The organism is Flavobacterium adiutor (genome assembly GCF_048282555.1).
Taxonomy (GTDB): domain Bacteria; phylum Bacteroidota; class Bacteroidia; order Flavobacteriales; family Flavobacteriaceae; genus Flavobacterium.
In genome coordinates this window covers 396,945-414,732 of record NZ_CP182487.1, presented here as the reverse complement: position 1 = coordinate 414,732, position 17,788 = coordinate 396,945, and the positions used below count along the sequence as shown (strand labels likewise).

Annotated in this window: 19 protein-coding genes; 4 read left to right on the top strand and 15 right to left on the bottom strand. The window is 34.9% G+C overall.

The genetic code is table 11. The annotated features are described in order from the left end of the window. Positions 1 to 34: 34 nt before the first annotated feature. The 8 genes from ACNC7R_RS01690 to ACNC7R_RS01655 all read right to left on the bottom strand — a co-directional run bounded on the left by ACNC7R_RS01690 (position 35) and on the right by ACNC7R_RS01655 (position 6,871). Positions 35 to 391 (bottom strand): hypothetical protein, encoded by a 357-nt coding sequence (locus ACNC7R_RS01690; protein WP_417939268.1) that lies wholly within the window; start codon positions 389 to 391, stop codon positions 35 to 37. An 82-nt stretch (positions 392 to 473) separates the two neighbouring features. Next, a complete protein-coding gene (locus ACNC7R_RS01685; RefSeq protein WP_417939267.1) occupies positions 474 to 950 on the bottom strand; it encodes a hypothetical protein in 477 nt (158 codons plus the stop codon). Further along, positions 899 to 1,336 carry a carboxypeptidase-like regulatory domain-containing protein gene (locus ACNC7R_RS01680; protein WP_417939266.1) on the bottom strand — a complete coding sequence of 146 codons (438 nt, stop codon included), beginning with the start codon at positions 1,334 to 1,336 and terminating at the stop codon, positions 899 to 901. Before ACNC7R_RS01680 ends, ACNC7R_RS01685 begins: the two co-directional genes overlap by 52 nt. Positions 1,337 to 1,459: 123 nt before the next feature. Continuing rightward, positions 1,460 to 2,740 (bottom strand): MFS transporter, encoded by a 1,281-nt coding sequence (locus tag ACNC7R_RS01675; RefSeq protein ID WP_417939265.1) that lies wholly within the window; start codon positions 2,738 to 2,740, stop codon positions 1,460 to 1,462. Then, entirely contained in the window at positions 2,730 to 4,430 is a 1,701-nt protein-coding gene (gene recJ, locus ACNC7R_RS01670; protein WP_417939264.1) for a single-stranded-DNA-specific exonuclease RecJ, read from the bottom strand. The genes ACNC7R_RS01675 and recJ overlap by 11 nt, the downstream gene beginning before the upstream one ends. A gap of 127 nt (positions 4,431 to 4,557) precedes the next feature. Further along, positions 4,558 to 4,902 carry a HopJ type III effector protein gene (locus ACNC7R_RS01665; protein WP_417939263.1) on the bottom strand — a complete coding sequence of 115 codons (345 nt, stop codon included), beginning with the start codon at positions 4,900 to 4,902 and terminating at the stop codon, positions 4,558 to 4,560. A gap of 116 nt (positions 4,903 to 5,018) precedes the next feature. After that, the gene (rsmI, locus tag ACNC7R_RS01660; RefSeq protein WP_417939262.1) at positions 5,019 to 5,744 is read right to left on the bottom strand and encodes a 16S rRNA (cytidine(1402)-2'-O)-methyltransferase; all 726 of its coding nucleotides are present in this window, start codon (positions 5,742 to 5,744) and stop codon (positions 5,019 to 5,021) included. A gap of 104 nt (positions 5,745 to 5,848) precedes the next feature. Beyond that, positions 5,849 to 6,871: a hypothetical protein gene (locus tag ACNC7R_RS01655; protein ID WP_417939261.1), complete on the bottom strand. Its 1,023-nt coding sequence runs from the start codon at positions 6,869 to 6,871 to the stop codon at positions 5,849 to 5,851. A 228-nt stretch (positions 6,872 to 7,099) separates the two neighbouring features. Between ACNC7R_RS01655 and ACNC7R_RS01650 the strand changes: the two genes are divergently transcribed. After that, positions 7,100 to 7,693 carry a thymidine kinase gene (locus ACNC7R_RS01650; RefSeq protein WP_417939260.1) on the top strand — a complete coding sequence of 198 codons (594 nt, stop codon included), beginning with the start codon at positions 7,100 to 7,102 and terminating at the stop codon, positions 7,691 to 7,693. 20 nt (positions 7,694 to 7,713) lie between these two features. Next, positions 7,714 to 8,133 (top strand): hypothetical protein, encoded by a 420-nt coding sequence (locus tag ACNC7R_RS01645; protein ID WP_417939259.1) that lies wholly within the window; start codon positions 7,714 to 7,716, stop codon positions 8,131 to 8,133. A 243-nt stretch (positions 8,134 to 8,376) separates the two neighbouring features. Here ACNC7R_RS01645 and ACNC7R_RS01640 read toward each other — a convergent pair whose 3' ends face one another. The 4 genes from ACNC7R_RS01640 to ACNC7R_RS01625 form a co-directional block, all read right to left on the bottom strand. Beyond that, positions 8,377 to 9,123 carry a succinate dehydrogenase/fumarate reductase iron-sulfur subunit gene (locus ACNC7R_RS01640; RefSeq protein WP_417939258.1) on the bottom strand — a complete coding sequence of 249 codons (747 nt, stop codon included), beginning with the start codon at positions 9,121 to 9,123 and terminating at the stop codon, positions 8,377 to 8,379. Positions 9,124 to 9,278: 155 nt separating this feature from the next. Next, positions 9,279 to 9,548, bottom strand: a complete 270-nt coding sequence (locus ACNC7R_RS01635; RefSeq protein ID WP_417939257.1) for a four helix bundle protein — start codon at positions 9,546 to 9,548, stop codon at positions 9,279 to 9,281. 22 nt (positions 9,549 to 9,570) lie between these two features. Then, positions 9,571 to 11,571, bottom strand: coding sequence for a fumarate reductase/succinate dehydrogenase flavoprotein subunit (locus tag ACNC7R_RS01630; RefSeq protein ID WP_417939256.1), 2,001 nt, complete (start codon positions 11,569 to 11,571; stop codon positions 9,571 to 9,573). Positions 11,572 to 11,586: 15 nt separating this feature from the next. Next, complete coding sequence (locus ACNC7R_RS01625; RefSeq protein ID WP_417939255.1) at positions 11,587 to 12,252, bottom strand: succinate dehydrogenase cytochrome b subunit; 666 nt, start codon at positions 12,250 to 12,252, stop codon at positions 11,587 to 11,589. 362 nt (positions 12,253 to 12,614) lie between these two features. On the opposite strand from ACNC7R_RS01625, the gene ACNC7R_RS01620 reads away from it, so the two are divergent. Continuing rightward, positions 12,615 to 13,976: a hydroxymethylglutaryl-CoA synthase family protein gene (locus tag ACNC7R_RS01620; RefSeq protein WP_417939254.1), complete on the top strand. Its 1,362-nt coding sequence runs from the start codon at positions 12,615 to 12,617 to the stop codon at positions 13,974 to 13,976. Between the two features lie 100 nt (positions 13,977 to 14,076). On the opposite strand, the gene ACNC7R_RS01615 is transcribed toward ACNC7R_RS01620, so the two are convergent. Both ACNC7R_RS01615 and ACNC7R_RS01610 read right to left on the bottom strand, forming a co-directional pair. Then, positions 14,077 to 14,688: a hypothetical protein gene (locus ACNC7R_RS01615; RefSeq protein WP_417939253.1), complete on the bottom strand. Its 612-nt coding sequence runs from the start codon at positions 14,686 to 14,688 to the stop codon at positions 14,077 to 14,079. A gap of 92 nt (positions 14,689 to 14,780) precedes the next feature. Then, positions 14,781 to 15,386: a hypothetical protein gene (locus ACNC7R_RS01610; protein WP_417939252.1), complete on the bottom strand. Its 606-nt coding sequence runs from the start codon at positions 15,384 to 15,386 to the stop codon at positions 14,781 to 14,783. Positions 15,387 to 15,874: 488 nt separating this feature from the next. Between ACNC7R_RS01610 and ACNC7R_RS01605 the strand changes: the two genes are divergently transcribed. After that, positions 15,875 to 17,167 (top strand): aminopeptidase P family protein, encoded by a 1,293-nt coding sequence (locus tag ACNC7R_RS01605; RefSeq protein ID WP_417939251.1) that lies wholly within the window; start codon positions 15,875 to 15,877, stop codon positions 17,165 to 17,167. A gap of 58 nt (positions 17,168 to 17,225) precedes the next feature. Here ACNC7R_RS01605 and ACNC7R_RS01600 read toward each other — a convergent pair whose 3' ends face one another. Next, entirely contained in the window at positions 17,226 to 17,744 is a 519-nt protein-coding gene (locus ACNC7R_RS01600) for a ferritin (RefSeq protein WP_417939250.1), read from the bottom strand. Between the last annotated feature and the right edge of the window lie 44 nt (positions 17,745 to 17,788).

Sequence of the window (17,788 nt, the reverse complement as noted above, 5' to 3'; positions counted from 1 at the left end):
TATGAAAAATAACTGTTAAATAATTTTGAATTTCTTAGTTTAAACCCGCTCCATATACATATTCATCCAGATCCAATCGAAATAAAGTTCCTTCAATCAAATCTTTTATTGATTTTATCTCTTTCATCGAAACCGCTAAATCTACTTGTGGCAGAGGTGTTTTGAGTAAAAATTTATGGCAGCTGTTTTTTAGCTGACAAGATTCACAACAAGTATTTTCAATAAGGCTGTCCTCAATCAAATTACAAAACTGATTCAATTCTGCAACAGAAAGATAAAATCCAGTTTCCCTGAAAACCAATTGTACTTTATCTAAAATGGTTTTGTTTTCCTTTTTCCAGTAAAAAGATACTCCAAAGTTGTTGTAGTATATCTGTTCAATATCTTTCATTATAAAATCCTTTATTTCAACAAATATAAATATTATTTATATTAATTCTAAATAAAAAAATCATAAAAAATATTTTTTCAGTTTACTGGCACATGGTGTTGAGGTAGAATGTTAGGCTTTGTCCGGTTTTGCTCCAATTGGCCATATTTCTTTCTCTGTAAAAACTACTTTCAGTGGCAGACTTAGCGGTAGAAATAGAGAAAAATTTGCTTTTTTCGTTGGCTTTTATACTTTGAAGCCATTGAATGGTGACCGCAATATCGCCCATTTCTTTATCGAGATAAATATCGTAAGGTTTTAAGTCAACTGAAAATAATCCTGTTTTTTTGTCCTTGACTTCAAAAATGATGTCTTTTTCAATTACTATTTTAGAAGGTAAGCCATTTTCAATTTTATAAAAATTTAGTCTGAATGTAACCGATTGAAATTCGTTAGAAGTAATATTGAAATTGAAATCATTGACTTTACAATCTTTTTTGATTCGGAATTTCATTCCTCTTTCACGACTCAGATAATCATCGACAGTTTTGTCATGAACGGTAAAGAAATTAAAATGCATAAGCCCCAAACCTTTTCCACTTCTGCCAAATTGTTTGAGTTTGGTTTTTTGAAGGCTACTACAACTTCTTCCAATATGTTTTCAGAAGGTGTCATCTCAATAGTATTATGATCCGATTTCAGTTGACTAACCAATAATTTTTTCGTTTCAAAACCAATATGAGAAAATACAACGGTATCATTTGGGGTTACTATTTCATTCAGTTTCAATTTGAAAATTCCTTTTTCGTCTGAAACAGTTCCAGCATTCTTATTGACGATTCCGATATTTACATAAGCGAGTTCTTCGTTGTTTTGAGCGTTTTTTAGTTTGCCTGAAATTATCGATTCCTGAGCAGAAATGCTAAATGCAAAAAGAATGGAAAATAGCGCAGTAGTATATTTCATTAGCTTTTTTAATAAAGAAATGAAATAAGATTAAAATTGAACTCTGTTTTATCCTTTTTTTAACATTTTAAAAAAAATTAACACATTGAATACAAATAGAATAGATGATTCAAATGAATTTGATTACTCTAATTTATGATGATCTTCCATATCTTTATTCAGATCCAAATTTCTAAAAGTTGGTGATTTAAGTGCGGTTACAATAACCGTTAAAAGCGTCACACTTCCACCAAAAACAACAGAAGTTACAGTTCCCATTAATTTGGCAGTCGCACCGCTTTCAAAAGCACCCAGTTCATTAGAAGATCCCACAAAAATTGAATTTACAGCACCAACACGACCCCGCATGTGATCCGGTGTTTTAAGCTGTAAAATAGTCTGACGGATTACTACCGAAATTCCATCGGCCAAACCGCTCAAAAATAAAGCGAAAACAGAAAGCCAGAAATAAGTAGAAAGACCAAATAAAATAATCGACAATCCAAAAACAAATATGGCTGCTAAAAGTTTCTTCCCTGCATTTTTATTTAAAGGGACATAAGCAGAAACGAGTACTGTGATAAAAGATCCTACTGCAGGAGCAGCCCTTAAGATCCCAAAACCTTCAGAACCCACTTTTAAAATATCCTGAGCAAAAACAGGCAATAATGCTACGGCTCCTCCAAAAAGTACCGCAATCATATCAAGTGATAACGCACCTAAAACAATCTGATTCTTGAATACAAAAGTCAAACCTTCAGTAAGACTGTCTTTTATAGATTCTCCAATTTTCGGATTTAAGATTGGTTTTTTGCTGATTTGCGATAAGGCAATTAAGGAAAGAATAGAAAACCCGAATACGAGACACATCGACCAGTGAACGCCAATCCAGTTAATTGAAAACCCTGCCAATGCAGGCCCCATAACGGCTCCAATCTGCCAAACGGTACTGCTCCAGGTTGCCGCATTTGGATATACTTTTTTAGGAATGATTAAGGATAAAAGAGAGAAAATAGTTGGCCCCATAAAAGAACGAACAATACCACCGACAAAAACAAGAGCATAAATGGCATACAAAATATAATCTTTAGACCAATCTCCAACGACTTTTGGCCAGGTCAACAAGAAAAGGCCAAAACTAATGGCTGAAAAACCTAAAATACATTTTACTAATAATCCTTTCTTTTCTCTCTGATCGACAATATGTCCTGCAAACAAAGCCATTGAAACGGCAGGAATTATTTCCATCAAACCAATAAAACCTAAAGAGAGCGGATCTTTAGTCAAACTGTAAACTTCCCATTCAATCACAATAAACTGCATGGACCAGGCAAAAACCATTGCAAAACGCAATAATAAAAACACATTGAATTCTCTGTAGCGTAATGCCTGATACGGATCGTTTTTGTTTTTGTTATTTTTCATTACTTCTAATATCTTTCAGCATCAGCTGAGTGGAAATAGTTCCGTTCCATTCATTTTCAGCGATGCTGTACGCGAGTTGAAACGGATTTTGATTTTGTACAATATTTATTTTTTTTCCGAGTCCAAAACCAATAGCGGCAATTCCGTCAGAGTTGTTTTGTTTGACAAAAAGCCTTAAATGTTCTTCTTCTGAACCAAGAGTTTTGGCATATCCCGTATCTTTTGCATTTCTTGTCATAAAAACGGGTGTCATATTTTGCGGTCCAAAAGGTTCAAATTGTTTTAGAATCCGAATCAGTTTTGGCGTTATATCTGCGAAATCAATTTCAGCATCAATTTCGATTTCCGGAGTCCGCATATCGGGATGAATCGTTTCTTGTACGCATTTTTCAAAAGCGGCTTTGAAAGCCAGATAATTTTCTGCTTTTAAAGTCATTCCTGCGGCGTACATATGCCCCCCAAATTGCTCCAGATGTTCTGAACAGTTGTCTAATGCATTATAGACATCAAAACCTTTTACAGATCTTGCTGAAGCAGCGTATTTATCTCCGCTTTTAGTGAAAACCAAAGTCGGACGGTAATACGTTTCAATTAATCTAGAAGCTACAATTCCGATTACGCCTTTGTGCCAGTCTTCCTGAAAAACAACGGTTGAAAAACGTTCTTCTTCATTGTTTTCTATAATTTGCTGAAAAGCTTCTTTGGTAATTTTTTTATCTAAATCTTTCCGGTCGGCATTATATTGTTCGATTTCTGAAGCAAATTGCTGTGCCTGTTCAAAATCAAATTCGGTTAACAATTCGACAGCATGATTTCCGTGTTTGATTCTTCCTGCCGCATTAATTCGGGGAGATATTATAAAAACAACATCGGTAATATCCAAAACTTTCTTTTTTACCTGATGTACCAAGGCTTTTATCCCAGGTCTCGGCTCACTGTTGATTACCTTTAAACCAAAATAGGCCAGAACACGGTTTTCTCCCGTAATCGGAACAATATCAGCAGCAATTGCAGTAGCGACCAAATCCAGATACGGAACCAGATCTTCTATGGTTTCATTTCGGTTCTGCCCAAGAGCCTGAATGAGTTTAAAACCAACTCCGCAGCCGCACAATTCATCGTAAGGATAAGAGCAGTCTTCTCTTTTTGGATCTAAAACCGCAATAGCATCCGGTAGAATTTCACCTGGGCGGTGGTGATCGCAAACTATAAAATCTATTTTTTTGGCTTTTGCGTAGCCGATATGATGGATCGATTTTATTCCGCAGTCTAAAGCGATAATCAAAGAAAATCCGTTATCGTCTGCAAAGTCAATTCCTTTATAAGAAATTCCGTAACCTTCGTCGTAACGGTCCGGAATATAAGTCGCAATATTTGGGTAATGGGATTTTAAATACGAAGAAACCAAAGAAACAGCAGTCGTTCCGTCCACATCATAATCGCCGAAAACCAGAATATTTTCCTGATTTTTAATTGCCAATTCGATTCGGGCAACGGCTTTATCCATATCTTTCATTAAATAAGGATCATGCAGATGTTCTAATGACGGACGAAAGAAATTCTTTGCCTCATCAAAAGTTTCAATTCCACGCTGAATCAAAAGTGTGGCTACAAAATCTTCTACATTTAAGGCTTGTGCCAGATGTTTGATTTTATCTTCAGAAGGTTTTTGTTTTATAGTCCAGCGCATTAGATTGATGATTTTTGAATGTTGATTAACGATTTTTGATTTACTGTAGATGACTTAATTGTTTGATTTTTAAATCTGAAATCAAAAATCGTTAATCAAAAATCGTTAATCGAAAATCTTAAATAATTTATTTTTGCTCCAAAGCATTTCCTTCAAACTGAATTCCTTCCCAGCCAAGGTTAATGAAATTTCTAATGTTTTGGTGGTTTGTTCCGTTTGGATCGCCTAAAACTTCTTCGAAATAAAAAGCTCCAAAACACGCTAAAGTTTCTTCTTTACTTAAGTTTTGCAGTTTTGCAAAAGAAAATAATTTACAAGAACCTGAATTTTCTCCGGCAGCGTTATGTTGTGTTCCGTTTTGAAAAGCAGTTGGCGTAAAGTTGTAGTTTTCTTCAATTACGGCAATAGTTTCAGGAAATGTGATTTGTGTTGGGGTTTGTTTTACTTTTTCTAAAAAGGCTTGTATGCTCATAATTTATTTTTTTATACTTAGTTTTTTAACCACGAATTACACAAATTTCCGCAAATTGAATTAGTGAAAATTTGTGTAATTTGTGATTTATTTTTTAGCAACCTGTGATAATTATTTCAATTTTCGTCTTCGTCGTCCTTCGAATATTTACTTCTTTTAGCTTCTTTCTCTATCGTTTTTCCAGCAACAACAACAACAATTTCGCCACGCGGTGCTGTTTTTTCAAAATGTGCCAGAACTTCTTTTGCAGTTCCTCGTACATTTTCTTCGTGTAATTTTGATAATTCTCTCGAAACACACACTTGTCGGTCCTCTCCAAAATAAGTAATAAATTCGGCTAATGTTTTGACCAATTTATGTGGTGAAACATACAAAATCATCGTTCGGGTTTCTTCGGCTAAAGCCAAAAAACGAGTCTGACGCCCTTTTTTATCAGGCAGGAAACCTTCAAAAACAAATTTATCGTTTGGGAGACCGCTGTTGACTAAAGCGGGAACAAAGGCCGTAGCGCCCGGAAGACATTCCACTTCAATTTTATTTTCAACACAGGCTCGGGTCAGTAAAAATCCGGGATCTGAAATAGCCGGAGTTCCGGCATCTGAAATCAAAGCGATCGTTTCGCCGGCTTTCAAACGTGCAATTAAGTTTTCAGTGGTTTTATGTTCGTTGTGCATATGATGGCTGTGCATGTGCGTGCCAATTTCAAAATGCTTTAAAAGTTTACCGCTCGTTCTGGTGTCTTCGGCCAAAATCAAATCGACTTCTTTCAAAACGCGAATGGCGCGAAAAGTCATATCTTCTAGATTGCCGATTGGCGTTGGAACGATATATAATTTAGACATAATAATTTTAAATATTAAACACAAATTGCACGAATTAACACGAATAATTCAATTTCCAAAAATTCCACGAATATAAATTAGTGTAAATCTGTGAAATTCGTGTTTTAAGAGAATTTCTTCTCAATAATTCCCAGAAAACGTTCTTCATAATCTTCTTTTCCCTGCCAGTCGTTATAATCCGGTTTTACCATGTTTTCGATAAATTCTTTGGCTTCACTGAAACTGTCAAATGTTAAAAGCTGATTTAAAACGCGGCTGTAATCTTCTGTGCTGTTTGCAAAAAGATTTTTGGTAAAAGCAATACGATCGTTCAGATCAATATGAAAGCCTCTGGCCAGTTTTTCGTTTAACGGAACTGACTTAGGCTTTACCGGTTCTGCAATTGTAGCCGAAATTGTAGCCTGCTTCTCCTGAAATTCATTTATTGAAGCGGCAGGAGTAGAAGAAACATCTTTAATATCATCTACTTTGACAAATTGCGCATCTACATAACTAACTCCCAGAATATCCTCCAGCGAAATTGTAACAGCATCTGATTTTGCAGGAGCTTGTGCTTTTGATTCTTCAGGCATTATCTCTTCTTTATCTAACTCAAATGCAGGTTTAAAATCCGGAATCGGTTTTAAATCGCTTACTGTTTTAAAAGAAAATTCTTCGGTAGTTTCTGTTGTTATTTTGGTTTCCGAAACAGGTTCTTCAATTTTCACAGAAATGCCCTCAACAACTTCTACAGGAATTTCGACTACAGTTTCTTTTTGTGTTAGAGTATCTTCCGGAATTTCAGCAACAATTTCTGTTGGTTTTTCTTCAATAATTTCAGGTTTGGCAACAACTTCTACCTCCTCATTTACAGCGTGTTCAACATCAGCCGGAACTTTTTCTTCAGCCTTAATTGCTGGAGGAAGATCCTCCACTCTTTCAAAAACAGTTGCAATCTGAGATTCAATTTGGCTATATCCGATGGTTGGTTTTATATCATCAAAATTTTCTTCTACAAATTTTAAAACAGTTAATTTCTCATATAATTTCTGTGTTTCCAGATACAATTGATTGATATCGGATTTGTTTTTAAGCTTTAAAATTCGATGTGCAATGCTGATTAAATCGGCTTCCAGTTTTTTTTTCATAACTATTGAAATTATAGTGAATAGGGTATTTTAGTCTATTTTGAATGTCTTTTATTTTGCGAAAGAAATTCGTCTGATATTTATTTTCTGTTAATAAACGCGAGCGAATCTTCAATTCCATAAAAATTCTCTACTTTTGAAAAAGTGTAAAAGGGCAATTTTTACATCCGTTTATTACCAGTACAAAGTAATAAAAACTATTCATTTTTAAAGGTAGAAAAATACAAAATGTTTCTCGAAAATACAGTAAATCACAAAGAACAATTTGGCTGGATTGAAGTTATTTGTGGATCAATGTTTTCGGGTAAAACCGAGGAATTAATCCGCAGGCTCAAGCGCGCCCAGTTTGCCAAACAAAGAGTCGAAATCTTTAAACCTGCCATAGATACCCGCTATCATGACGAAATGGTCGTTTCACACGATGCTAATGAAATTAGGTCAACTCCGGTTCCCGCCGCAGCCAATATTGCTATTTTAGCTCAGGGCTGTGATGTAATTGGAATCGATGAAGCTCAATTTTTTGATAATGAAATCATAACGATCTGCAATGATCTGGCGAATCAGGGGATTCGTGTAATTGTGGCTGGATTAGATATGGATTTTAAAGGAAACCCATTCGGACCAATGCCGGGTCTTATGGCCACTGCTGAATATGTAACAAAAGTTCATGCAGTTTGTACCAGAACCGGAAATCTCGCCAATTACAGTTTTAGAAAAACCGATAATGATAAATTGGTAATGCTTGGCGAAACCGAAGAATACGAGCCCCTTAGCCGTGCAGCGTACTTTAATGCGATGAAAAAAAGCCAGGATAATAAGTGATAAGCCTTAAGAATACAAACATGAGAAAGCAGAATATTTTATTTTTAGCAATTATTGTAGTCGCAATGGGCGTCGCGGGATATTTTTATTTTTTTATTACTGAAAATACTAAAGAAGCAAATAAAGAAGTAACAGAATTAGTAGTGAAATACAATAAAAATTGCCCGTTGATTATTCAGGAAGGAATTCGTCTGGATAGCGTAAGTTTACATGAAGAAAGAACGGTTCAGTACAATCTGACCTTGTTGAATGTTGTAAAAGAAACTGCTGAGGTAAATGTTATAAAAACGGAAATTGAAAAGAGCTTAATCAGTACAGCAAAAGCAAATCCAGGGCTTCAGGTTTTTAGAAAGAATGAGTATGCATTGGTTTATAGTTACAGTGATAAAAATAAAGTGTTTTTATTTAATGTAAAAATATTTCCGGATCTGTATAAATAAGCTTGTTTCAATGTCTAATACTACTCTGGGTTTAAAAATATAAATTACAAAAATTAGATTTTTAGTTACAAGGTTTTTGAAGGTGTTAGTGTAAAAACCTTGCACTTAATAATAATATTCAAACTCGGAATTACTGATTTTTATGAGGATTTGAGTTCTTCAGCAAACCCTAATTATGATCTAATAATAAAAAAACGCACTCAAATTAATGAATGCGTTTCGTACAAAACTAAATGTATTTATTTATCCTTTTAAACTTGCTGCTAAATACTCGCGGTTCATACGTGCGATATTTTCAAGAGAAATTCCTTTAGGACATTCTACTTCACAAGCTCCGGTATTAGTACAGTTACCAAACCCTTCTAAATCCATTTGATGAACCATATTTAACACACGCTCTGTTGCCTCAACTTTACCCTGTGGCAATAAAGCGTACTGAGAAACTTTTGCTCCAACAAACAACATTGCCGAAGAGTTTTTACAAGTTGCCACACAAGCACCGCAGCCAATACAAGCAGCAGCATCAAATGATTTATCTGCATCTGCTTTTGGTACCGGGATAGCATTCGCATCGATTGTATTTCCTGAAGTATTAACCGAAATAAATCCACCTGCGTGCTGAATTCTGTCAAAAGAACTTCTGTCAACAACTAAATCTTTAATCACTGGGAAAGCCTTTGCTCTAAATGGCTCGATAAAAATTGTGTCACCATCTTTGAACATACGCATGTGTAACTGACAAGTTGTAACGCCTCTGTCTGGTCCGTGCGCTTCTCCGTTGATGAATAAAGAACACATTCCACAGATTCCCTCACGACAATCGTGATCAAAGGCTACAGGCTCCTCTCCTTTATGTATTAATTGTTCGTTAAGAACGTCTAACATTTCAAGAAAAGACATGTCTGGTTCGATTCCATCGATAGGATATTCTACAATCCCTCCTTTATCTTGTGCGTTTTTTTGACGCCATATTTTTAATGTAAGTTTCATATTTATGTTAGGTGTTATAAGTTAAGAGTTAAACGTCATAGGGCTACTACTCCATTTTCGTCTTAGCTAAATAATTTATGTATCCATTTAATATTGCTTTGGTTCTTTCGAACCTTTCTCTAAATTGTTGCAACAAATCTTCTTCAATATAATCCTCATCTAAAGCAGTAATTACCTGATTTAAAGCTTTCTTCCGTTAAAGAACCTCTCGCAATTCTGCAGAATTGAATATTTTCTTGATAATGATATCTGCCAAACCCTTCGGCAATATTATCACTAACAGATCCTGAAGATCGTTTTAGCTGACTAGTTAAGGCATATTTTTCGTCAATTGGAAATTTCGAAAGAATATTTCGAGAAACAAAGATTCTTAATTCTCGTGCCGCTTTCCAGCACTCCAAATCTTCGAATGACTTTAAACTCATAACCCTTAACTCTTAACTAGTTTTATTTATAACTTCTTTGAACTAATTTAATGTTTTCGTAATTCAGAGGTTCTTTGTGTAATACGGCATCACTTGGTTTTCCTTTGTATTCCCAGGCTGCAACGTATGCAAAGTTTTCGTCGTCACGAAGTGCTTCTCCTTCTTCTGTCTGGTATTCCTCACGGAAATGACCTCCACAAGATTCATTTCGGTGTAAAGCATCTTTCGCAAACAATTCTCCTAATTCTAAGAAATCGGCAACACGGATTGCTTTTTCTAATTCCTGATTAAACTCGTTAGCGCTTCCAGGAACTTTTACATCTTTATAAAACTCTTCACGTAAAGCGGCAATTTCTTCCATAGCTTCAGTTAAACCTTTAGCGTTACGGGCCATACCAACTTTATTCCACATAATTTTACCTAATCTTTTGTGGAAATAATCTACAGAATGAGTTCCTTTATTGTTGATAAAATTATTGATTAAATCTTTTACTGATTTTTCAGCTTCAACGAATTCTGGTAAGTCTGTAGAAATTGGTCCCATTTTAATATCCGGAGCTAAGTAATCTCCAATAGTGTATGGCAATACAAAATATCCATCAGCTAAACCTTGCATTAAAGCAGAAGCTCCAAGTCTGTTTGCTCCGTGATCAGAGAAGTTAGACTCTCCAATTGAGAAACATCCAGGAATTGTAGTCATTAAGTTATAATCAACCCAAGTTCCTCCCATTGTGTAGTGAACCGCTGGGTAAATCATCATTGGCGTTACATAAGGATCTTCATCAACAATTTTCAAGTACATTTGGAATAAGTTTCCGTATTTACTTTTTACGATATCAGTTCCTAATTTAGTAACTAAAGCTTTGTCGTTTTCATTCAATCCTTTAACGTGAGCAGCTTCTTTTCCGTAACGTTCGATAGCAGCCGCAAAATCAAGATAAACTGCTTCGCCTGTTTTATTAACGCCAAAACCTGCATCACATCTTTCTTTAGCAGCACGAGACGCAACGTCACGAGGAACCAAGTTACCAAAAGCAGGGTATCTTCTTTCCAAGAAATAATCTCTGTCTGCTTCAGCAATATCAGTTGCTTTTTTCTTTCCTTCACGAATAGCCTGAGCATCTTCTAATTTTGCAGGAACCCAAATACGACCGTCATTACGCAACGATTCAGACATCAAAGTCAGTTTAGACTGATGATCTCCTGAAACCGGGATACATGTTGGGTGGATTTGTGTGTAGCAAGGATTTGCGAAAAACGCTCCTTTTTTATGAATTTTCCAGGCTGCTGTTGCATTACTTCCCATAGCATTTGTAGAAAGGAAAAATACGTTTCCGTATCCTCCGGAACCAATTACTACAGCATGAGCAGAATGTCTTTCAATTTCTCCTGTGATTAAGTTACGAGCAATAATTCCTCTCGCTTTTCCGTCAATAACTACTAATTCCAGCATTTCATGACGGTTGTACATTTTTATTTTTCCACGGCCAATCTGACGGTTCATTGCTGAATATGCTCCTAACAATAATTGCTGTCCTGTTTGTCCTTGTGCATAAAATGTACGGGAAACCAAAGTTCCTCCAAAAGAGCGGTTATCCAAAAGTCCGCCATATTCACGAGCCAATGGCACTCCCTGAGCCACACACTGGTCAATAATATTAGCAGAAACTTCAGCTAAACGATGAACGTTTGCCTCACGTGCACGGTAGTCACCTCCTTTTACAGTATCGTAAAACAATCTGTAAACTGAGTCACCATCACCTTTATAGTTTTTTGCCGCATTAATACCTCCTTGTGCAGCGATAGAGTGCGCACGACGTGGAGAATCCTGAAAACAAAATGCTTTTACGTTATATCCTAACTCGGCCAAAGTTGCCGCAGCCGAACCTCCAGCCAAACCTGTACCAACTACGATAATATCAAGATTACGTTTGTTAGCAGGATTTACTAAATTAATATGATCTTTATAATTTGTCCATTTGTCCGCTATAGGACCATTTGGAATTTTTGAATCTAATGCCATTATAATTGATATTAATTATTGTTTGAAATGATGAAATAAGGCGATAATTACGAAAAGTGCCGGAACTACAACTGCGAACCAGTAACCTACTTTTGCCAAAAACCTTGAATATTTGTTGTGCATCCCTACAGACTGAAGAGAAGATGCGAACCCGTGCCATAAATGAAATCCTAAAAGGATGAAAGACACACAGTATAATCCTGTACGGATTGGATCATGAAATTTATGAACCAACTCTCCATAATATCTTGTAGCATCTGGCTCACTCCCTGCTATGTATTTATACGTAACTTCAGGAAACCAGAAATCATAAAAATGCAATCCTAAGAATGCTAAAATAACCAATCCAGAAATAATCATATTCCTAGAACTCCATGATGCGTTTGCAGCTCCATTATAATTCGCATAAGCAATAGGTCTAGCAGCTCTGTTTTGAGCAGTAAGTATAAAGCCCATTACGAAATGGAAAATTACCCCAATTGCCAAAATTGGCTGCATTACAAATTGTATTAGCGGATTGTAACCCATAAAGTGTGAAGCTTCGTTAAAAACGTCTTCACTAATAACAGAAATGAAGTTTAAGGTAACATGCAGCGCTAAAAAAGTGATTAAGAATATTCCCGAAAGAGCCATAGCTACTTTCTTTAAGATGGAAGCATTCAATAGTGCAGATTGTGCCATAAGTGTTTAAGTAGTTTGTTTTTAAAAATTAAGCAAAAATAACTCAATTACATATCAACTACAACCATTTCGTTGTTATTTATAATGATTTTAAAATAGCCTTTATGTACGTATTTTTACTTACTAAAAAAACAGAATATGCATTAAATTATTATAAAAATTTTAATATATACAATTTACTCACTTTATTTCAGACAATATTTATCCCATAAAAAAATAACAAAACCGTACTAAATTATTATTTTAACGCAGCTTCTGACCTCTTTTGTACAAAACTCAGCTTAAGCCAGAATTTTATAGCCTTAAATAATTGTCATTCCATTCTAATAACTTTACCTTTACCACCTTCAAAAAAAACGAGAATGAAAACAGGAATTGATGCTATTTCTTTTGATGTAGCTAACATACATTTACCCATAAAAACTTTGGCTATTGCCAGAAATATTGAACCAGAAAAATTAGAAAAAGGTCTTGGATTGTTAAAAATGACTTTTCCGGATGTTCATCAGGATGCGGTTGTTTTTGGAGCTAATGCTTTAACAAAACTTATCATTGACAACAATATAAACCTAAACGAAATCAGCAGGATTTATGTTGGCACTGAAAGTAGTATTGACAGTTCAAAACCCATTGCTTCATATTTGATTAGTTTAATGGAGCAGAAATTTGGCGAAGATGCTTTAGCTGAATGTGATGTTGTTGACTTTACTTTTGCTTGTATTGGCGGTGTTGATGCGATGCAAAATTGTTTGGATTTTGTGAAATTGAATCCATCAAAAAAAGCAATCGTAGTAACCAGTGATTTTGCCAAATACGATTTAAATTCTGGTGGCGAATACACTCAAGGTGCCGGAGCGGTTGCAATGCTGATTACAGCAAACCCAAAAATTATCGCTTTTGATGATAATTGGGCAACGAGCACAAAAGGTGTTTTTGATTTCTTTAAACCCTACAGAAGCATTTCAAAAGAAGCCATTACACAAAATACAAATAACGACTCCTGGTTCGATAATTTAGAAGCTGAAATAGAAATCCATAAAGACCAGCCGGTTTTTGACGGACAGTATTCAAACCAGTGTTATATGGATCGTACACGTTCTGCTTATTTTTCGTTCAAAAAACTAAAAAACACTACTGAAACATTATACAATACCTGGAACAGCATTATCATGCACCTGCCTTATTCGTTTCAGGGCCGCCGAATGTTGTCTGAAATTTACGCTTTAGACAGTGCCGAAAAAATCATTGCTGATGATATTGCTCCAGCAGATTATCAAACGAAAATTAAGGAAATTGCAAAATCGGAAGATTACAGAAATTTTGTAACCGAGAAATTACAACCTGCTGAATTGGCTTCTTCTTTAATTGGAAATCTTTATACAGGTTCCATTTTCATGGGATTATTATCGACTCTTGCACATTTTTATGATAACAAAAAAGAAGTTACCGGAACAAAATTCGGTTTCTTAGCTTATGGAAGCGGATCGAAATCGAAGGTTTTTGAAGGAACGATTCAGCCAGAATGGAAATCAGCTTTAGAAAATGTGAAACTTTTCGAAAATTTAGCCGAAAGTATAGAAATTGATTTCAATACTTATGAAAATCTTCACAAAAAAGAACAAAAACAAAGCGTTAGAACTCCAAAAAACGAATGGGTTTTAGATAGAATTGAAAAAGAAATTCCAGTTTTAATTGGAGCTAGATATTATAAATGGGTGGATTAAATTTTGAAATTCCAATTTTTGAGAACCCAAATTCCAAATAAAACCGAAGTTTAAATAGCTTCGGTTTTTTTTCTTTATTTTCTGGTCTTTGGATTCATTCTTATAAATTACCGTAAACCACTATATAATCAGCATAAGCTAATTTATCGTTTAGCCAGTTTATTAATTCAAGCAGAAATATTTTTTCTTTTTCATTATGAGTTTCAATTCTGCTTATCTTTTCAACAATAAGTTTACAGATTGCATTATCAAAGAAATTATGACCCGTTTTATCAAATTCATCTTCGATAATTCCGTTCCATGGATTTTTAATTGGAAAAACAGACTCAAATGCTTTCAAAACAATCTCAAAATCTTTTGTTGAAATAAAAACATCGTTTCTTTTTTCAGTTTTATAAAATTCTCCCTCTGCATTTTCCAGCCATAAAATAAACCCGATTTTTGAATCTCCATTATTACCTGTTGAAATTACAACTGGTTTCTGATTGATTCTTTCAATTGCTTTAGCGACATCATAATTGCAAATTTGATATTCTTTTCTTGCAGTTTCTTCTTCGCATTCTGTTCTTTTGCAGACCTCTATAATGTTTTGATTATGAAAATCCTGTTCGGCAAGCGTTATATTGTCATTATTATTTTTAAGCAATTCAATGGCCTTGTTTAAAGGAATTGAAATTTTGGTTCTTAGTATTTTTATGTTTTTGGTATTCATTTTATTTTTGAAAATCAATTGTTTTTTGGCTAAAGCCGATTTGCTTTTTTGCTTTATCTAACCTATTCAAAAAAATTTCGTTTCAAACTCTGTTAAAAATTAAACTCTCGTTTATTTTTTTCTAAATCGATTAGCCATTCTATTTTTATATACTTAGTACAATCTTTTTTAAGAATATCTGTCCAGTCAAATAATATTGCCGATCCTCCTTTTTCCACTTCTCTTTTCACAATCTGACCAGTTTCTTCGATTCCTTGAGGATCTTGCGCAACTACATCAAGGATTATATTTTTTGTTTTTGATAATACTGAATATATTGTAATTAATCTTCTAGGATTTCCTGGTAATCTGTTTACTTTTGTTTTTTTATGAATCCATTCAATTTCATAAATTTTCTTAGCAAACTCACTTTTTTCATTGGCATTTCTTTCCAAATATTCTCCAACAGTAATAGGAAAAAATCTCCTTCTAAACTCAGATTCCCTAAAATGTTTTGAATATGTTAAAGGTTTGTAGATTATAACATCTTTATGCTTTACTTTTCCGCCGAATATATCTATTAAACTAGATTTTACCTCGTACGAAACAGGATGATTATCAAGATATATCAAAAGAAATTCCCCTTCTCTCAACTCAAAGGGCGGAATAAAATATTGATCTGTTTGTATTCCTTTGCTTTCCAGGATTAACTCTTTCATTTATTTGGATAAAAAAATCTTTTTAAAATAATTTTAATTTTGCCTTCACTTTATTTTGTAGTTATTTATATCAAGAGCATTTTAAGAATAGCAATATACAAATTCCCTTGATTGAAAAATGATTTTCATTATCAACTCCATGTTAATCCGAGTTTTGCGTGAGGGATTGAGGCGGTATCCTTTTATGAAGCGACAGCGAAATAAAAGATATAGCTGAAAGCCCGGCCCTTGGGACACGCCATTATTTTAAAGATTCTAAGATTTTTCAATCTTTGTGGAGTTACTTGCGGAGATTTCTCCTTACGTCGAAATGACAACATTACCTAAAAGCTTTGTGAACTTTGCGCAAATCCTTGCGCTCTTTGCGTTTAAATAAAATACTCAAAATATTAGAACCTAAACAAATAATAAAACTTTAAGAAATCAATTTTACGTTGATTACTTAAAATATGTAATTTTGAAATTCTAAGTTCCAAAATGAAACAATTATGAAATATCATCAAATAAACAGCAATCTTTTTGTAAAAAACCGCAGAAAATTCACAGAAGCAATGAAACCGAACAGCGTTGCTGTTTTCAATTCAAACGACATTTACCCAATTAGTGCCGACAGCACGATGCCTTTTGCCCAGCACAGGGATATTTTTTACCTGAGTGGTGTGGATCAGGAAGAAAGTATTTTGCTTTTGTTTCCGGATGCGCCTTATGAAAACCAGAAAGAAATGCTTTTCCTGAAAGAAACCAGCGAACATATCGCGATTTGGGAAGGTGAAAAACTGACCAAAGAACGTGCTTTTCAGGTTTCGGGAATCAGAACGGTTTACTGGCTTCAGGATTTTCATAAGATTTTGAACGAAATGATGACGTATGCTGATACGATGTACATCAACACCAACGAGCATTACCGAGCAGCTGTTGAAACTGAAACTCGCGAAGCCCGTTTTGTAAAATGGTGGAAAGAAAAATACCCAGCACATAATGTGGCGAAAAGCAATCCAATTTTGCAACGCATTCGTTCTGTAAAAGAAAGTGAAGAAATCGATTTGATTCAGCATGCCTGTGATATTACCGAGAAAGGTTTCCGCAGATTATTGTCATTCGTAAAACCAAATGTTACCGAATACGAAATCGAAGCCGAACTGGCACACGAATTCATTCGTAACCGTTCTAAAGGTTTTGCTTATACGCCGATTATCGCTTCAGGAAATAATGCGAACGTTTTACATTATATCGAAAACAACCAGCAATGTAAGGCCGGAGATTTGATTTTACTGGATGTTGCTGCTGAATATGCGAATTATTCCAGCGATATGACCAGAACGATTCCGGTTTCGGGAAAATTTTCAGAAAGACAAAAAGCAGTTTACAATGCGGTTTTGAGAGTAAAAAATGAAGCGACAAAAATGCTGACACCAGGAACGCTTTGGAAACAATACCATGTTGAAGTGGGTAAAATCATGACTTCTGAATTATTAGGTTTGGGTTTGATTGACAAAGCTGATGTTCAGAACGAAAATCCGGACTGGCCAGCCTATAAAAAATATTTCATGCACGGAACTTCTCATCACATGGGATTGGACACGCACGATTATGGATTGCTTCACGAACCTATGAAAGCCAATATGGTTTTTACGGTTGAACCAGGAATCTACATTCCGGCAGAGAAATTCGGAATTCGTCTGGAAGATAATGTTGTAGTTCAGGAAAAGGGAGAGCCTTTTAATTTGACGCGTAATATTCCTATTGAAGTTGATGAAATTGAGAGTTTGATGAATGCCTAAATAAACAAAGCCCTTAATACTTTACATATTAAGGGCTTTTAAATTTTATAAATCGGTATTATCCGATTTTTGCTATTTGCACATCTAATTCAAATTTGCCTGTAGCTTCGTTTTCGTTGATGAGTTCGAAAAGTTCCAGAGCTCTCCTTGCATTTTTCTCTTCTTCTCTTTGCTCAGCCACATACCACATCATAAAATCTTCTGTAGCATAGTCATTTTCAGCTCTGCATTTTGCAATTACTCTATTAATTGCCTGAGTAACGGCAATTTCATTTTGCAAAGCAACTTCAAACACTTCTCTGAAAGAAGCAAATTCCTGCTGCACTTCAGGAACAGATGGCGTTACTGCAATCCCTCCCATATCTGTAATGAATTTGAAAATTTTCAGAAAATGCTCTCTTTCTTCTTCCGCCTGCTTATACAAATACGATGCTGTATTAGCGTAGCCATTTCTATCCAGCCATGCAGCCATCGCTAAATATTTATTAGAAGCGTCGCTTTCGATTTTTGCCTGTAAATTCAATATATTTTCTACGCCTTCAGTTAATGAAGTGCTTGTTCTTAGTAAATCTTTCATCATCATTAATTTTTATCTGTGTAAATTTACAAAATATAAAAACA

What these genes read in the sequence shown, in the direction of transcription:
- ACNC7R_RS01690 (WP_417939268.1), bottom strand. Translation starts at nt 391, where the DNA reads ATGAAAGATATTGAACAGATATACTACAACAACTTTGGAGTATCTTTT.
- ACNC7R_RS01685 (WP_417939267.1), bottom strand. Translation starts at nt 950, where the DNA reads ATGCATTTTAATTTCTTTACCGTTCATGACAAAACTGTCGATGATTAT.
- ACNC7R_RS01680 (WP_417939266.1), bottom strand. Translation starts at nt 1,336, where the DNA reads ATGAAATATACTACTGCGCTATTTTCCATTCTTTTTGCATTTAGCATT.
- ACNC7R_RS01675 (WP_417939265.1), bottom strand. Translation starts at nt 2,740, where the DNA reads ATGAAAAATAACAAAAACAAAAACGATCCGTATCAGGCATTACGCTAC.
- recJ (WP_417939264.1), bottom strand. Translation starts at nt 4,430, where the DNA reads ATGCGCTGGACTATAAAACAAAAACCTTCTGAAGATAAAATCAAACAT.
- ACNC7R_RS01665 (WP_417939263.1), bottom strand. Translation starts at nt 4,902, where the DNA reads ATGAGCATACAAGCCTTTTTAGAAAAAGTAAAACAAACCCCAACACAA.
- rsmI (WP_417939262.1), bottom strand. Translation starts at nt 5,744, where the DNA reads ATGTCTAAATTATATATCGTTCCAACGCCAATCGGCAATCTAGAAGAT.
- ACNC7R_RS01655 (WP_417939261.1), bottom strand. Translation starts at nt 6,871, where the DNA reads ATGAAAAAAAAACTGGAAGCCGATTTAATCAGCATTGCACATCGAATT.
- ACNC7R_RS01650 (WP_417939260.1), top strand. Translation starts at nt 7,100, where the DNA reads ATGTTTCTCGAAAATACAGTAAATCACAAAGAACAATTTGGCTGGATT.
- ACNC7R_RS01645 (WP_417939259.1), top strand. Translation starts at nt 7,714, where the DNA reads ATGAGAAAGCAGAATATTTTATTTTTAGCAATTATTGTAGTCGCAATG.
- ACNC7R_RS01640 (WP_417939258.1), bottom strand. Translation starts at nt 9,123, where the DNA reads ATGAAACTTACATTAAAAATATGGCGTCAAAAAAACGCACAAGATAAA.
- ACNC7R_RS01635 (WP_417939257.1), bottom strand. Translation starts at nt 9,548, where the DNA reads ATGAGTTTAAAGTCATTCGAAGATTTGGAGTGCTGGAAAGCGGCACGA.
- ACNC7R_RS01630 (WP_417939256.1), bottom strand. Translation starts at nt 11,571, where the DNA reads ATGGCATTAGATTCAAAAATTCCAAATGGTCCTATAGCGGACAAATGG.
- ACNC7R_RS01625 (WP_417939255.1), bottom strand. Translation starts at nt 12,252, where the DNA reads ATGGCACAATCTGCACTATTGAATGCTTCCATCTTAAAGAAAGTAGCT.
- ACNC7R_RS01620 (WP_417939254.1), top strand. Translation starts at nt 12,615, where the DNA reads ATGAAAACAGGAATTGATGCTATTTCTTTTGATGTAGCTAACATACAT.
- ACNC7R_RS01615 (WP_417939253.1), bottom strand. Translation starts at nt 14,688, where the DNA reads ATGAATACCAAAAACATAAAAATACTAAGAACCAAAATTTCAATTCCT.
- ACNC7R_RS01610 (WP_417939252.1), bottom strand. Translation starts at nt 15,386, where the DNA reads ATGAAAGAGTTAATCCTGGAAAGCAAAGGAATACAAACAGATCAATAT.
- ACNC7R_RS01605 (WP_417939251.1), top strand. Translation starts at nt 15,875, where the DNA reads ATGAAATATCATCAAATAAACAGCAATCTTTTTGTAAAAAACCGCAGA.
- ACNC7R_RS01600 (WP_417939250.1), bottom strand. Translation starts at nt 17,744, where the DNA reads ATGAAAGATTTACTAAGAACAAGCACTTCATTAACTGAAGGCGTAGAA.